This is a genomic window from Desulfofalx alkaliphila DSM 12257, from assembly GCF_000711975.1.
In the GTDB taxonomy this organism is placed as follows: Bacteria; Bacillota; Desulfotomaculia; order Desulfotomaculales; family Desulfohalotomaculaceae; genus Desulfofalx; species Desulfofalx alkaliphila.
In genome coordinates, this window is record NZ_JONT01000017.1 from 1 (window position 1) to 15,600 (window position 15,600).

Sequence of the window (15,600 nt, forward strand, 5' to 3'; positions counted from 1 at the left end):
TCGACTTTATTTTACCAAAAAGAGTGGTCTCTTGTTTCTTTTTTTCCTACAACAATTTTACATTATGTGGAGCAGGCTAGCTATTGATACGTGTAATTAGTACGTGTTATTGTATAATGACAGGAGGTTTTTTATAAGGCAAAATATATTTACCCCGCTGTTTTCGACCCTGGCACTGACGGTAGCGCCGGTTATACAGTCACATTTCCGGAACTCACGGGCTGCATTACAGAAGGCAACGACTTAAACGAATCCATTTAATGGCCAAAGATGTATTAGCAGGATTCCTTTATGGCATGGAAGAAGATAACAAATCCATTCCCAAGCCTTCCATCCCAGCGATATAAAACTTGCACCCGGTGCCTTTCTTGCACTGGTAGAAGTTTGGACTGATTTAATTAGAGATGAAATGGATAATAAGGCTGTCAAGAAATCTCTCACCATACCCAAGTGGCTTAATGATGCTGCCGAAGAGCACGGAGTTAACTTTTCCCAAGTGCTGCAGCATGCACTTAAACAATATCTTGGCATTAGAAGTCGAACACCATAATTTAAGCAGGTCGGTATTTATTGGCCTGCTTTTTACTTTGACATATCACCTTCAGTTGGACAGAGCCTTTATTTCTTTTATTACCACCGGCTGCGGCTTTCCCCATTTAGTGCAGCGGTTCACCACCGCAGCGTATTTCTAGTAGCCTTGTAGTTTTCTGGTGTAGACCTTGCCCCTGACAATCCAATGGGTTACATTTTCGCCGTAAACCCCCCTGGTGGCCAGTTTCCGGCCGCAGTTGGTGCACATTAAATGGCCTTCATAATTTTCCAGATCCATTTGGGAGGCTATGATACGGGGATACTGCAACTTTATTAACTTCCCATTGCTCCCCTTGGCATAAATAAGCAGGGGGGTTCTGCAGTGCCCGCACGAAACTTCAAGTGGGAAAGTGCCCCTCTTTTTTTTATATATAGGGTTTTTATATTTCATATCGCTACACTCCCTCTGGATTTTTGCACAGTAAAGCCGGCCTTGAAAATAAAAAACCGCCGGGGTAGAATCACTGCCACCTCTGCGGTCCGTTGTCTTACATATACTTTACTTATTTTTCAAAATTTATTATTGTAGAAATCCGGCAATATAAGTGACTGCCGGGAGGAAGACCCACCTTGTTATTGGGTCAACAGCTATTGCAGACAGTCCATTCACTAACTATAAGTTGTTGCAGTGTTTCTAAACTGTGGTTTTAAGTGGTGGAGGCGGGGGGAGTTGAACCCACCGTCCGAAAGAACGACCACAACAGGCTCTACGAGCGTAGGTTATGATTTGTTTTCGCCCTGCCGGCGGCCATAACCAGCCTACGGCAAGACTATCTCGATAGATCTTACTCAACCCCTCCGAGAATTGGGATTAAGCCAGCCCGTTTAAGTGACCTCTTAGCCCAGGCCACGGGCCCAGCGCGGGTAAGAGGTTAGACAGCAACTAAGCTGCTAAAGCGTAATTATCTTCGGCATTTATAAGTGTTCCACCGTTTTACGGGTAAGTGGGATCCCGGCTCGCTCCTCTTGCCACCGTTTCCTCCGTCGAAACCATTTCGCCCCCATATTTTATTATCAGTTAGCCTCGGGCCCTAAGTGCCCGATCCATATCGCGCTTGGCATCCCTAGCTGCAATATCTTGTCTTTTATCATATAACTTTTTACCCCGGGCTAAACCAAGTAGCACTTTAGCCCTACCATTTTTAAAGTAAACCTTTAACGGTACCAAGGTAAAACCCTTTTCCCTGGTTTGTGCGTGTAAACGTTTTATCTCTTGTTTATGCAGCAACAGTTTGCGGGTGCGCTTTGGTTCATGGTTAAACCGGTTACCTTGTTCATAGGGACTTACATGCATATTATATAATATCATTTCACCCTTTTCAACTCGGGCATAGCTGTCCTGCAAGTTAGCTTTCCCCGCACGCAAAGATTTAACTTCTGTGCCTTCCAACACTATACCCGCTTCATAGGTCTCCAAAATGTGATAATCATGTCTTGCCTTGCGGTTTTCTGTTACTACCCGGTCACCGGATTTAGCTGCCATAAAACACACCTCTTATTTCAAAGCACTTTAACCTCCAAAACAAAGTGACATAAAAAGTGCATTTACTAGTATAACACATAAATTTATTGACGTAAAGGAGCTTAAGCTAATCCTAATTCATTTGCAATTCCCTGCATTGCCTCCAAACCGATAGCCATAAATTCTTCCATACTAATACCCAATTCGGTGCATGCCGCAATTGCATTTCTATTGGCACCCCGGGCAAAGGCTTTCTCACCATATCTCTTCATCAAAGATTCCACATTGACAGCAAACAAGCTTTTTTCCGGTCTGATTAAAGCTGCCGCCGTTATCAACCCTGTAAGGGGATCCACCGAGTACAAGGCTTTATCCATCAAACTGTTTCTGGGCAGGCCGTGGGCTTCGTTATGCACCTTAACAGCATAAACCACCTCTTCCGGCAAACCTGCCTCTTCAAGTATTTTTGCCCCTTCCAGGCTGTGTCTTTGCGGATCATCCTTAGTAAAATCATAGTCTATATCGTGCAGAAGTCCGGCCAGGGCCCATTTTTCTTCATCTTCTCCAAAGTGCCTTGCCAGCCCAGCCATCACCGCTTCCACCGCCAAACAGTGTTTCATCAGATTTTTGTTTTTGAGGTGCTTTTTTAATAAATCCATTGCTTGGTTGCGATTCACCGGTAAATCCCTCTCCTTTTTGACAAATTTTGCAGTTGCCTTTGCTGAACTTGCTCTATCTTGTAATAATTATTTGTTTGGGCTACAAAATCATTCTACCAAAACCGCCAGATTACGGCAACTGCAACAAAGCCCCTCGCCAACCGGCAAGGGGCTTTGTTAGAAAAATTAAACCCCTGCCAATTCGGCAGGGGTTTAATAACATTTAATTAAAAGAGGCCGCCACTGGCAATCATGCCAACGATGAGCAGAGCTACAACGTTACAAACCTTAATAACAGGGTTAATGGCAGGGCCAGCGGTGTCCTTCAAGGGGTCACCAACGGTGTCACCGGTAACTGCAGCTGCGTGAGCTTCGCTACCTTTACCACCATAGTTACCTTCCTCAATGTACTTCTTAGCGTTATCCCATGCGCCACCACCGTTGTTCTGGAAGCAAGCCATGAAGATACCAACTACGATAACACCGATCAGCATACCACCCAGAGCCAGAGGTCCAAGCAGGAAGCCAACCAGTAGAACTGTGATTACAGGAAGTAAACCGGGTGCAACCATTTCTTTCAGTGCACGCCTGGTTACAATGTCAACACACTTACCGTATTCAGGCTTGGATTTACCTTCCATAATGCCGGGGATTTCTCTAAACTGACGACGCACTTCTTCAACCACCGCATAGGCTGCACGGCCCACAGCACCGTTAGCAAGGGCGGAGAACATGAACACAACGCAACCGCCCACAAAGAGGCCGGCCAGTACCAGGGGATCATCAAGTCTAAATACAACCGGTTCGGTAACGTAGTTAGACAAAGACGCAGTGTAGTCAGCAAACAGAACCATGGCAGCAAGGGCAGCAGAACCGATAGCATAACCCTTGGTAACTGCTTTGGTTGTGTTACCAACAGCATCTAGCTCGTCAGTTACATCACGAACGCTGGAAGGCAGTTCTGACATTTCAGCAATACCACCGGCGTTGTCAGTAACAGGACCGTAAGAGTCAAGTGCAACAATCATACCGGTCATGGAAAGCATAGCCATGGAAGCAATACCAATTGCATACAGACCTTCTAAGCCGCCGCCACCGATGCTGTAAGCAGCAAGAATACCGGCAACGATGGTCAAGGTGGGAGGAATGGATGATTCCATACCTACTGCCAAACCGGTAATAACGTTGGTACCGTGACCGGATTGGGAAGCGTATGCAATGGATCTAACAGGACGGAATCTGGTTGAAGTATAGTAGTCGGTAATGTACATAATGAATACAGTTGCCACTACACCAACCAGGGCTGCAAAGAACATGGTGTTGTCACCCAGCAATGTTGTTGTTGCAGGGTAGAAACCGGCCAAAGCCAGAACTGCAGCAACCCATACACCTTTGTACAGAGCAGCCATAATATCGTTGCTGCTGCCTAAGCGTACAAAGAACACCCCGATGATAGATGCGATAATAGCAATAGCACCCAACAATACAGGATATAAAATGTATTCCTGGGTACCGAATACTAAGTAACCAAGTAACATTGCACCGATAGCGGTAACAGCATATGTTTCAAACAAGTCAGCCGCCATACCGGCACAGTCACCAACGTTGTCACCAACGTTGTCCGCAATGGTTGCAGGGTTACGGGGGTCGTCTTCAGGAATACCTGCTTCAACTTTACCCACCAGGTCAGCACCAACGTCAGCGGACTTGGTAAAGATACCGCCACCAACACGGGCAAAGAGAGCAATCAAACTACTACCAAAAGCAAGACCTATAAGGGCGTGTACGTCACCAAAAGCCAGGTACATACCTGAAACACCTAACAGAGCCAAGCTCACACACATCATACCGGTTACAGCACCGGCTTTAAATGCAATGCTCAGACCCTTAGGCATACCTTGTCTGGCACCTTCTGCCACACGGGCGTTAGATCTGGTAGAAACACCCATACCAATGTAACCGCATAGTCCGGAGAAAACAGCACCAATGGCAAAACCAATGGCTGTTACCCAACTAAGCGCCAAACCTATAGCTACTAAAATAACCGCACCAACCATAGCAATGGTTGTGTACTGACGGTTTAGATATGCCATAGCACCTTCTTGAACGGCAGCGGAAATTTGCTGCATTCTCTCGTTACCGGCAGGCATTTTCATAATCCAACTGATCAAATAAAGTGCAAATAGAATACCGATTGCAGCACTGCCAATACCAGCATAGACTACCCAACCAAATTCACCCAAAACAAGTCACCTCCGAAAAGTTTAAAAATGACTCCAGAACACAGAATAAAACGAGGTACCTTAACCCACACCTATCACTGCCTGTCATTCAGGCGTATAGGCCTATGAGCACAAATCACCTCCCCATTTATATTGGAAACACCCCTCCTAAAAATAACACACAAAATAATAATTTCCAAGTATCAGGCCTTAAAGTATCTCTCTAGGGGCCAAGCTTGACAGCAGGGGTATTATCCTTGCACTATATTATAGCATAGAAGCACTTTATTTCACAAGAAGACAAAACAAATTCTACTCAGCTTTTACACTGAGTTGAAAGGTGTCGAAAAAATTCGTTTATGAGCTTGTTTTCACTAAATATTAGAAGTTTGCCTGTCTGCTTGTGAAAGTTATTATTATTTTAATCTATCTTCTTTCTCCTAAAACTTGGGCCAGTTCACAAAGGGCGCGAATAATCGCGCCCCTAAAAAACTGAATTAACTTTGCTGCCAATGAGCACCTAGGTGGTTGGCTACCAAATTGCTGCCAGCGTCAATGAGAGAACTGCAAAGATAATGCTAAAAGCCACTGTGAGCTTGCCCAGCTTCTCATCCAAGCCTTTGGTTCTTCCAAACATCTGCTCAGCACCCCCGGCAATAGCCCCTGACAAGCCCGCACTTTTACCGGACTGCAGTAAAACAGTAGCAATAACTCCAAGGGCCAGTAGTATTTGGAGACCGATTATTATTCCCTTTAGCAATGGTTTCACCACCTTAGTAAAGTATAGTTTACCAAAGACAATTATATCATAAGGTAAAATACCACACAATCAAACCGACAAAAAAGTCACAGGCCCACTGTACCCGCCCGGTAGGCAGGTCCGATATACAAACCGCCACAAAGGCCGGCTAACCTAGATTATAAAATACCTTTTTCCCTTTAAACCGGGCAAAGCGGTCCAGTTCTTCTTCTATACGCAGCAGCTGGTTGTACTTGGCCACCCGATCCGTTCTTGATGGGGCACCGGTTTTAATTTGACCGGCGTTGGTTGCCACCACCAAATCAGCAATGGTGGTATCCTCTGTCTCACCGGAACGGTGGGACACAACCGCCGTATAGCCTGCCCGCTTGGCCATTTCAATGCAGTCCAAGGTTTCCGTCAAAGTACCAATTTGATTTACTTTAATCAAGATGGAGTTTGCCACTCCGGATGTGATGCCTTGTTCCAGACGCTCGGTGTTGGTAACAAAGAGGTCATCCCCCACCAGTTGAACCTTACTGCCCAAACGCTCGGTAAGTTGTTTCCAGCCGCCCCAATCATCCTCTGCCAAACCGTCTTCTATGGATATAATGGGGAATCTCTCCACCAGTTGGGCATAATAATCTATCATTTCGGCGGCCGTTCTGGTAACTCCTTCACCGGCCAGCACATATTTGCCGTCTTTATACAATTCAGTTGCCGCCACATCCAAGGCCAGCGCAACATCCAGCCCCGGTTTGTAGCCGGCAGCGGATATGGCCTCCACAATAACCTCCAGGGCCTCCTGGTTAGAACCCAGGTTGGGTGCAAAGCCGCCTTCATCCCCCACAGCAGTGTTTAAGCCCTTTTCCTTCAACACCTTTTTCAAGTTATGAAAAACCTCTGTGCCCATGCGCAGTGCCTCGTTAAAGTTTTTAGCACCCACCGGCATTACCATAAACTCTTGAATATCCACGTTATTGTCGGCATGCTCGCCGCCGTTTAAAATGTTCATCATGGGCACCGGCAATTCCTTGGCGTTTGTTCCGCCCAAATACTGGTAGAGGGGTAAGCCCAAAGATTCTGCCGCTGCCTTGGCCACCGCCAAGGAAACTCCCAAAATGGCGTTGGCACCCAATTTCCCCTTATTTGGTGTGCCGTCTAATTCAATCATCACCTGGTCAATGCCAATCTGGTCCAGGGCATCCATTTCCACTATTTCCGGGGCAATGATGCTGTTGACATTTTCTACGGCCTTGGTTACCCCTTTGCCCAGGTAAAGGTCGGCATCGCCATCCCGCAGTTCCACTGCTTCATAGGCACCGGTGGATGCCCCGGAAGGAACGGCAGCCCGTCCCAGGGTGCCGTCCTCTAAAATCACGTCCACTTCCACTGTGGGATTGCCCCGGGAATCCAGTATCTGCCGGGCATAGATATCTATAATGGTTGTTGACATTTTTACAACGCCTCCTTAGCAAGTGCAGTGTTATCTTATTTTAGAAAAATCTTCATACTACTTTTCTATCAACGAAGTGCCGGTCATTTCAAGGGGCTTATCAATATGTAATAATTCCAACAGAGTGGGGGCGATGTCTTCCAGTCGACCCTTTCTTAGTTTGGCGTGGCGCAGCTTGCCGTGGCCCACCAAGATCAGGGGCACCGGATCAGTGGTATGTGCGGTAAAGGGTTTGCCTTCCTCGTCCATCATATGCTCTGCATTGCCGTGATCGGCAGTGATTATTGCCACCCCACCGCGCTCTAAAATGGCATCCACCGCCCTACCCAAACAGCTGTCCACCGCATTAACGGCACAAACTGCCGCATCCATCACCCCGGTATGGCCCACCATGTCAGCATTGGCATAATTCATGATAATAACTTCAAACTTATCCTTCTCAAGTTGTTCAATTAATGCATCTGTAACTTCAAAGGCGCTCATCTCGGGTTTTAAGTCGTAAGTGGCCACCTTGGGCGACGGAATGAGCACTCGCTCCTCACCGGGGTTGGGCTTTTCTACCCCACCGTTGAAGAAAAAGGTAACGTGGGCATATTTCTCCGTTTCGGCAAGGCGCAGCTGCCTAATACCGTTATTACTCAGTACCTCCCCCAAGGTGTTTTTAAGCATTTGGGGCTTAAATGCCACCGGTGCTTCAATTGTTTTATCATAAAGGGTCATACAAGTAAAGTGCACCCTGGGATGGGCAGCGGGGCGCTTAAAGGCTGTAAAATCTTTGTCCACAAAGGCCCTGGTAATTTGGCGGGCCCGATCAGGCCTAAAGTTGAAAAATATGACGGCGTCACCGTCCACCACAGTGGCCAGGGGCTTTCCGTCGTCATTTACAATCACTGTGGGCTGCACAAACTCGTCAGTTTCCCCACGCCGGTAAGCTTCCTGTAAGGCCTCTTCGGCCCTTTCTGCCTTATACCCCTCCCCCGTCACCATGGCCCGGTAAGCCTTTTCGGTTCTTTCCCAGCGTTTATCCCGATCCATGGCGTAGTAGCGGCCCATTACGGTGACAATTTTACCTATATCCAGGGCAGCACACCTTTGCTCCAAGGCTTCAATATATTCCAAGGCATTGGCCGGGGGTACATCACGGCCGTCTAAAAAGGCATGTATATATACCTGTTTTATCTTTTCCTCTTTAGCCAATTTCAACAGGCCAAACAAATGCTCTATATGGCTGTGCACACCCCCGTCAGACAGCAATCCCATCAGATGCAGGCCGCCGTTATTCTCCTTAGCATAATTCACAGCCGCTAAAAGCTCTTCGTTTGTAAAAAAACTTTCGTCCCGAATGGCTTTAGTAATGCGGGTTAAATCTTGGTAGACCACCCTGCCGGCTCCAATGTTCAGGTGGCCCACCTCAGAGTTGCCCATCTGGCCGGCAGGCAGTCCCACATCTTCACCGGAGGCACTGAGTAAGGTATGGGGGTATTTCTTTAATAACTTATCAATATTAGGTGTTTGGGCTTGGCAAATGGCATTTCCGCTTTCTTGGGAGTTTATACCCCAACCGTCCAGAATAATTAACGCCGTGGGTTTAACCTGCGCTGTCAAAAATATCTACCCCCCATTAGGCCCCGGCCGCTCCTTTAACAATGCCCCCAAAGCTTTCCGGTTCCAGGCTGGCTCCGCCCACCAGTGCACCGTCAATATCCGGCTGCTGCATCAAACCCACAATATTGGCCGGCTTTACACTGCCGCCATACTGTATTCTCACCCGGTCAGCACTGTCTTGGGCCAGCTCCTTTATTACACTGCGGATATAAGCAATTACCCCCTGGGCGTCTTCCTCCGAAGCAGTCTTACCGGTACCGATGGCCCACACCGGCTCATAGGCTATCACCAAGCCGGCCACAGTTGCAGCATCAAGCCCCTTGAGCGCTCCTTCCACCTGGGTGCGAACCACCTTCTCAGTGATGCCCTGCTCCCTCTCATCTAAAGTTTCACCCACACATATTATCGGCACCATGCCCTCGTTCAATACAGCCTTAACCCTTTTATTTACCGTCTCATCGGTTTCACCAAAGTACTGGCGGCGTTCAGAGTGGCCCACAATTACGTATTTGCAGCCCACTTCCTTTAACATTCCCGGCGAAATTTCACCGGTAAAGGCCCCCTTTTCTTCCCAATACACATTCTGGGCCCCCACTGCAATATTAGTCCCCTCTGCGGCTTCCACCACCGCTGCCAGGGCTGTAAAGGGCGGACACAGCACCACCTCAACCTGGGAATTAGCAACCATATCTGCCAAGGCCTTGGTAAAATCCTTGGCCTCCTGCACCGTTTTATGCATCTTCCAGTTTCCGGCAATAATTGGCTTGCGCAATAAAAATACCTCCCCTCTTAGGAACAGGCTTCGGTTTTTAAAACCGAAGCCTGACAGTGCAAACCAGGGGCGGGTTTCTTTGCCCGCCCCTGCAAAAACTCAACATCACAATGAGTGGTTACTTATCCAGTAGGGCCACCACTCCCGGCAATTCTTTACCCTCTAAAAACTCCAAGGAGGCTCCGCCCCCGGTGGAAATATGACTGATTTGCTCGGCTACGCCGGTTTTCTTAATGGCAGCGGCCGAATCTCCGCCACCCACCACACTGATGGCATTGGATTTGGCCAGTACCCTGGCCACTGCCTCGGTACCCTTGGCAAAGGCATCCTGCTCAAAGACCCCCATGGGGCCGTTCCATACCACGGTACCGGCCTCCGACACCACCTGGGCAAAATGCTCTGCACTGCGGGGACCGATATCCAATATCATTTGGTCATCGGGTACAGCATCCACAGCCACAAGGGTGCTCCGGTCGCCGGATTCCGGCGACGGTGCCACCACCACATCAAGGGGCAGCAATAAATCCACCTTGCTTGCCGATGCCTTTTGCAGCAGTTCCTTGGCCAGCTCTATTTTATCCTCTTCCAACAGTGATTTACCCACCTTAAGACCTTTAGCCTTTAAAAAGGTATTGGCCATGCCGCCGCCTATAATCAAGGTGTTTACCTTACCCAGTAAGTTTTCAATAACACCTATTTTATCAGACACCTTTGCACCGCCAATAATGGCCACGAAGGGACGCCGGGGGGAAGACAGGGCCTGCCCCAACATTTCCAGTTCCCTTTGCATTAAATAACCGGCCACCGCAGGCAGGTGTTGGGCCACCCCGGCGGTGGATGCATGGGCCCGGTGGGCAGTCCCAAAGGCATCGCTTACAAACACATCGGCCAGCTGTGCCAAATCTTTAGCAAATTGAGCATCGTTTTTTGTTTCTTGCTCATAAAAGCGCAGGTTTTCCAGCAGCAGCACATCACCCTGCTGCATTTCACTGACGGCCTTTTGCGGCTGTTCACCAATGCAGTCGTCAACCTTAATTACTTTTTTACCCAAGAGCTCAGAGAGCCTTACAGCCACCGGGTTAAGGCGAAATTCATCCTTTACCTGGCCCTTGGGCCGGCCAAGGTGCGACATCAAAATAACCTTGGCCTTTTGCTCTATCAAATACTTAATGGTGGGTAAGGCCGCCCGGATGCGAGTGTCGTCAGTAATAAGGCCCTCTTTTAAAGGTACGTTGAAATCCACCCGCACCAGCACCCGCTTACCGCTAACATCAATATCTTCAATGGTTTTCTTTAGCACCTTTATCACCTACAGTTACGGTTCACCGGGAACCGGCGATTATTAGGTTTATTAATTCAAGATTAATTCTACAGCCCTTTTTCCGCAATGTAGCGCACCAAATCCAGCACCCGGCAAGAATAGCCCCACTCGTTATCATACCAGGCAACAACCTTAGCCATATTGCCGTCCATAACCATGGTAGACAAGCCGTCCACAATAGAAGAATGGGGGTCACCGTTATAGTCGCTGGATACCAGGGGCAAATCACTAAAATGCAGTATGCCCTTCATTTCGTTTTCTGCCGCAGCCTTTAGGGCCTCATTTAATTCTTCAACGGTGGTTGACTTTTTCAATTCCACAGTAAGGTCTACCACAGACACGTTGGGTGTGGGCACCCGCATGGCAAAACCGTTTAACTTTCCTTCTAACTCCGGCAACACCAGGGCCACAGCTTTAGCCGCACCGGTGGAGGTGGGAATGATAGACATGGCGGCGGCCCTTGCCCGGCGCAAGTCCCTGTGGGGCAAGTCTAAAATTTGCTGGTCATTGGTATAGGAGTGCACCGTTGTCATTAAACCCTTTACCACTCCAAATTTATCATTAATCACCTTGGCCACCGGAGCCAAACAGTTGGTGGTACAAGAGGCGTTAGATACAATATGGTGGTTTGCCGCATCATAGCTTTCATGGTTAACACCCATCACAATGGTTGCGTCAGGACCTTTGGCAGGGGCACTGATAACCACCTTTTTAGCTCCCGCCCTCAGGTGTTTAGCGGCGTCATCGCGCTTGGTAAAGCGTCCGGTGGACTCAATAACGATATCTACACCCATATCGCCCCAGGGCAACTTTTCCGGATCGGGCTCAGCAAATACTTTTACTTCCTTACCACCAACAATGAGAGCATCTTCGGTAGCATCAACATCCACATCAAGAACGCCATGAACGGAGTCATACTTTAACAAATGGGCCAGCGTCTTAGAATAGGTTAAGTCATTTACAGCGGCAAAATTCAGCCCTGCCTTCTTCTCCGGATCCTTAACACGACGAGATTTGTGGTTAATAAGCACCACTTCAAAATCTCCGCTTTCTATTGCAGCCCGCAGAACATTACGTCCAATACGTCCAAAGCCGTTGATCCCCACTCTTACTGTCATTGGCAACACCCATCTCCTTTCAATGTCAGAAAAAATATCTTTTATGTCATACTATTTAATTACTTTATACTATATTACACCACACAATTCCTTTTTTGTGATGAATTTTTATCGCATTAATATCTTTTCCTCTGGCCGGCGGCAGGTATTGCCAATTCATCGCGGTACTTAGTGACCGTTCGCCGGGAAATTTTTATTCCCTGCTTGGCCAGCAGGTCAGAAATTCTTTGATCGCTGTAAGGTTTTTTGGGGTCCTCACCGGCAATAATTTCCCGGAGCAGCTTTTTGGTGCTTTCACTGGATATTTGGCTGCCCCCCCGGTAACTAATGGCGGTGGAAAAGAAATACTTCATGGAAAAAACCCCTTGGGGTGTTTGCATATACTTGTTAGAGGTGGCCCTGCTGACAGTGGACTCGTGCAGCCCCACCCGATCCGCCACATCTTTTAAGTTTAGCGGCTTTAGGTGTTTAACACCGTGATCTAAAAATTCCCGCTGCAGTTCCACCAGGGCATTGGCAACCTTATAAATGGTCATTCTTCTCTGCTCTATACTCCGAATCAACCACACTGCTGCGTTCATCTTTGCTTCTATGTATTTTTTCTCATCACCCTTTAAACTATTGCCGACCTGCCTCATCACCGCCCTATAGGAATTGCTTATCCTTAACCGGGGCGTGGTAACATCATTTACCAATATGATATACTCCTTGTCCACCCTCTCAACCACCACATCGGGCACAATATATCTGATATCGTCATCGCTTGAAAAACACCTTCCCGGTTTCGGATCAAGGGTGCGCAGTTGATCGGCCAGGCGCTGTATTTCTTTTACCGTAACCCCCAGCCTGTTGGCGATCTTATTTAACTTGCCCTGGGCCAAATCATTGAGGTGGTCTTTAATCAGCTTTTCTATAAGGGGATTATCCAACCCCAAATACCTAACCTGCAACAACAAACACTCTTCCAGTGTGCGGGCACCAACCCCGGCAGGTTCCATTGAATGCAGCACCTTTAGGGCCTTTTCCACCTGGGCCGGCGGCACATTCAGCACCCTAGCGGCATCTTCAAGGCTTGTCTTTAAGTATCCCTGACTGTTTACATTGCCAATCAAATATTCCACCAGGGGCACAATTTCTTTGGGGCAGCGCGATATGGTCAGTTGAAAGTTTAGGTGTTCCGATAAACTGGGGGCTTTAGTCACAAAGGATTCAAAACCGTACTCATTGCCACTATGCCCCCTATCACCGCTGTAGCCCAGGTCGCTGCTGTCATTAAAATATTCCTGCCAGTCGATGTCATACCTGTCTTCTCCCGGATCTTCGGCAGCTTGTTCCAACCTATCCTCTGCCTTCTCCAGTAGGGGGTTTTCTTGCAACTGCTGCTCCACAAACTGGGTTAACTCAAAGGATGCCATTTGCAGCACTGCAATAGCCTGGCGCAGCTCAGGGGTGATAATTAGTTTTTGACTTTGTTCCAGATTCAACCCAAGATCTAAGCGCAACACCGCTCACTCCCTTAGTGTCTCCATCCTTCCCACATCAATACTTTAAATACTACAATATTCCCCAAATCCGATGTCTTTTGGCCCTGTTAACAAGATAAGCAGAAAGAACAACCGTTAAAAGTACCGCCGCCACCACCGCAAAGGTCCACTGGTCCTGAACAAACAAATAGGGATGCAAATTTAATATGTAATCCATGGCATCATTTATCACCATCCACAGCACAGCTATCAGCATGGCGTGCACCGGCACCGGCGTCTTCCTTAAAAACCATAGGCCCTGAACCGTCATGCCCAGATGTGATAACCAAAGCATTAGTCCAAGGGCATCGAAGCCGCCGTAAAAAATCCAATTATGGCTGTTTAAGACCACCGCCCAAAATCCGTACTTAATACAGGTGGTAAAGGCCACCAGGCGCAACACGGCAAACCGCCAACCCAAGAGGGCGGCCACCATGGCCAGGGCAAAAAGAGTGGTTGACAGCGGACTGTCGGGCACCACCGGCCAAAAGTATACCGGTGTTGCCGCCAATTGATTTTTGTACCAAAAGTAGCCGTAAACAGAGCCCGCTAAATTTATTACCGCCAGTGCAAGCATAAAGCCCGGCTGCCACGGGTCACGCCACAGCCCCTTAATTAAATTAACCATACCATACTCCCTAATATTCAATATCCTTAATATAACGGGCAGGAACGCCGCCCACCATCACCCCCGGGGGCACATCCCTGGTCACCACAGACCCTGCCGCCACCACACTGCCGTCCCCAATGCTTATACCGGCCAAAACAGTGGCATTGGCACCGATAAGCACATTTTTCCCAACCTGCACTTCCCCAAGACGGTATTCCTCCACCAAAAACTCATGGGTTAAAATAGTTGCATTGTAGCCAATTACACTGTTGTCACCGATGCTAATCAAGTGGGGGTTAAAAATGTCAAACATGGCCATCAGTCCCACCCCAACATTCTTGCCCACCTTCATGCCCAGCAGGCGGCGGTAGCAAAAATTCTTTACTTTCAGTGAAGGCATGTATCGGCATAGGGTAATTATTGTAAAGTTAAACATGGTGCGGATAAGTCCGCCACCCATTCGGTGCCAATGGTGCAGGGAATTTTTTCCTTCCGGTGCAGGGTAGTTTTTTAACCTGCGCACTCACTTCACCCCCAGACCGGCCAGCAGCAGTTCAAGGTCGTGCACCGCCCCATCGTAGGCAGCAATGGTTTTTACACCGCTCTTTTCTTGTACAAACTGAGCCATCAGGGGGCGCAAGTCCTCGGGCTGCACACAGCAGTGGTTAAAGTGGGTTATAAAGCACAGCTTTACCCGGGAACCCTTTAACAGGTGGGGCAGCCCCAAGGTGGTAAGGTGCCTGTTAGCCCAAAGATTGTGGGAGGTGACGTTGGCCACCAGCACATCAACCTTAGAAAACACCTCTTTAATATCCTTGCGGTAATCCGCCACCTCAATAAAATCCATCAGCGGGCCGGAACCCCTTAACACTTCCTTTATGCCCTCCGGGGTGGAATAGGTTCGTATGTAATTGGTGTCACTGGTATAGCCAATGGACAAATTACCGGTGTCCAGCACAAAACCGTAGTTGTCCCTGGTATGGTGAGCCCGCACCGGCCTTAAAAGGGCATTTTTGAGCAGCACCGGTTTGTCTGCCTCCAGGGAAATGACCTCCGGCCCACCCTTATAACCGCCGTGGGCATTGGCCCCTTGATGGTAGCGGCTGACCAGTTGTTCGCCCTGCAATACATTGTTTGGGGCAAGCAGATAACCCCGGCGGGCATACATTGCCCAACACATGGCCTCCACTGCACTTTCCGCCCCGGCATAGTGATCCAGGTGCCCGTGGGATACATAGACCGCATCCAGTGCGCCCAAGTCTATGGCCATCTGGCGGGCATAAACCACCGCACCGGGCCCGGGGTCCACATATAGGCGGATACCGCCGGCCTCCAACAAAAATCCCCCGGTGCGGGGCTGCTGGGTAAAGCTGGCCTCGGGATTGCCGCCGGTACCTAAAAAAGTAATGCTTGTACCGGAGGAGGCCGCCGATTCATCCCTTTTTCTCCAGCGGTCAAAGGACCAAGCCACCGCTTCTTTACTTTTTTCCCGCAAGGTGCGATCAAGTGACCCTAAATCCAT

15 protein-coding genes and 1 other RNA gene are annotated in these 15,600 nt (G+C 48.6%); 1 reads left to right on the forward strand and 15 read right to left on the reverse strand.

Annotated features, from left to right (window positions below):
- The first annotated feature begins 409 nt into the window (after positions 1-409).
- A complete protein-coding gene (locus tag BR02_RS16055) occupies positions 410-550 on the forward strand; it encodes a hypothetical protein (RefSeq protein WP_337999138.1) in 141 nt (46 codons plus the stop codon).
- Positions 551-688: 138 nt separating this feature from the next.
- Here the strand turns inward: BR02_RS16055 and BR02_RS15455 are convergent, their stop codons facing one another.
- The 15 genes from BR02_RS15455 to BR02_RS0109910 form a co-directional block, all read right to left on the reverse strand.
- The gene (locus BR02_RS15455) at positions 689-859 is read right to left on the reverse strand and encodes a hypothetical protein (RefSeq protein WP_157834950.1); all 171 of its coding nucleotides are present in this window, start codon (positions 857-859) and stop codon (positions 689-691) included.
- 384 nt (positions 860-1,243) lie between these two features.
- Positions 1,244-1,594, reverse strand: a transfer-messenger RNA (tmRNA) gene (gene ssrA / locus BR02_RS15125).
- Between the two features lie 15 nt (positions 1,595-1,609).
- Positions 1,610-2,074, reverse strand: a complete 465-nt coding sequence (gene smpB / locus BR02_RS0109845; protein WP_031516659.1) for an SsrA-binding protein SmpB — start codon at positions 2,072-2,074, stop codon at positions 1,610-1,612.
- Positions 2,075-2,175: 101 nt separating this feature from the next.
- Positions 2,176-2,730: an HDIG domain-containing metalloprotein gene (locus BR02_RS0109850; protein ID WP_031516661.1), complete on the reverse strand. Its 555-nt coding sequence runs from the start codon at positions 2,728-2,730 to the stop codon at positions 2,176-2,178.
- A gap of 209 nt (positions 2,731-2,939) precedes the next feature.
- Positions 2,940-4,955 (reverse strand): sodium-translocating pyrophosphatase, encoded by a 2,016-nt coding sequence (locus tag BR02_RS0109860; RefSeq protein WP_031516663.1) that lies wholly within the window; start codon positions 4,953-4,955, stop codon positions 2,940-2,942.
- A 511-nt stretch (positions 4,956-5,466) separates the two neighbouring features.
- Positions 5,467-5,694, reverse strand: a complete 228-nt coding sequence (gene secG, locus BR02_RS0109865; RefSeq protein WP_031516665.1) for a preprotein translocase subunit SecG — start codon at positions 5,692-5,694, stop codon at positions 5,467-5,469.
- Positions 5,695-5,842: 148 nt separating this feature from the next.
- Positions 5,843-7,129, reverse strand: coding sequence for a phosphopyruvate hydratase (eno, locus tag BR02_RS0109870; protein ID WP_031516667.1), 1,287 nt, complete (start codon positions 7,127-7,129; stop codon positions 5,843-5,845).
- A gap of 57 nt (positions 7,130-7,186) precedes the next feature.
- Positions 7,187-8,734, reverse strand: a complete 1,548-nt coding sequence (gene gpmI / locus BR02_RS0109875; RefSeq protein ID WP_031516670.1) for a 2,3-bisphosphoglycerate-independent phosphoglycerate mutase — start codon at positions 8,732-8,734, stop codon at positions 7,187-7,189.
- Positions 8,735-8,750: 16 nt separating this feature from the next.
- Positions 8,751-9,506 carry a triose-phosphate isomerase gene (gene tpiA / locus BR02_RS0109880; protein WP_031516672.1) on the reverse strand — a complete coding sequence of 252 codons (756 nt, stop codon included), beginning with the start codon at positions 9,504-9,506 and terminating at the stop codon, positions 8,751-8,753.
- A 118-nt stretch (positions 9,507-9,624) separates the two neighbouring features.
- Entirely contained in the window at positions 9,625-10,806 is a 1,182-nt protein-coding gene (locus BR02_RS0109885; RefSeq protein WP_031516674.1) for a phosphoglycerate kinase, read from the reverse strand.
- A 68-nt stretch (positions 10,807-10,874) separates the two neighbouring features.
- A complete protein-coding gene (gap, locus tag BR02_RS0109890) occupies positions 10,875-11,945 on the reverse strand; it encodes a type I glyceraldehyde-3-phosphate dehydrogenase (protein WP_031516677.1) in 1,071 nt (356 codons plus the stop codon).
- Between the two features lie 116 nt (positions 11,946-12,061).
- On the reverse strand, positions 12,062-13,447 hold the full coding sequence (rpoN, locus tag BR02_RS0109895) for an RNA polymerase factor sigma-54 (protein ID WP_031516679.1): 1,386 nt from the start codon (positions 13,445-13,447) through the stop codon (positions 12,062-12,064).
- Positions 13,448-13,499: 52 nt separating this feature from the next.
- Positions 13,500-14,117, reverse strand: a complete 618-nt coding sequence (locus tag BR02_RS0109900; RefSeq protein ID WP_238442453.1) for a DUF1405 domain-containing protein — start codon at positions 14,115-14,117, stop codon at positions 13,500-13,502.
- Complete coding sequence (locus BR02_RS0109905) at positions 14,107-14,601, reverse strand: acyltransferase (RefSeq protein WP_031516683.1); 495 nt, start codon at positions 14,599-14,601, stop codon at positions 14,107-14,109. The genes BR02_RS0109900 and BR02_RS0109905 overlap by 11 nt, the downstream gene beginning before the upstream one ends.
- Positions 14,602-15,600, reverse strand: a complete 999-nt coding sequence (locus BR02_RS0109910; RefSeq protein ID WP_031516685.1) for an MBL fold metallo-hydrolase — start codon at positions 15,598-15,600, stop codon at positions 14,602-14,604.

Coding starts and splice junctions, on each gene's coding strand:
- smpB (WP_031516659.1), bottom strand. CDS start 2,074: ATGGCAGCTAAATCCGGTGACCGGGTAGTAACAGAAAACCGCAAGGCA.
- BR02_RS0109910 (WP_031516685.1), bottom strand. CDS start 15,600: ATGGATTTAGGGTCACTTGATCGCACCTTGCGGGAAAAAAGTAAAGAA.
- gap (WP_031516677.1), bottom strand. CDS start 11,945: ATGACAGTAAGAGTGGGGATCAACGGCTTTGGACGTATTGGACGTAAT.
- eno (WP_031516667.1), bottom strand. CDS start 7,129: ATGTCAACAACCATTATAGATATCTATGCCCGGCAGATACTGGATTCC.
- BR02_RS16055 (WP_337999138.1), top strand. CDS start 410: ATGGATAATAAGGCTGTCAAGAAATCTCTCACCATACCCAAGTGGCTT.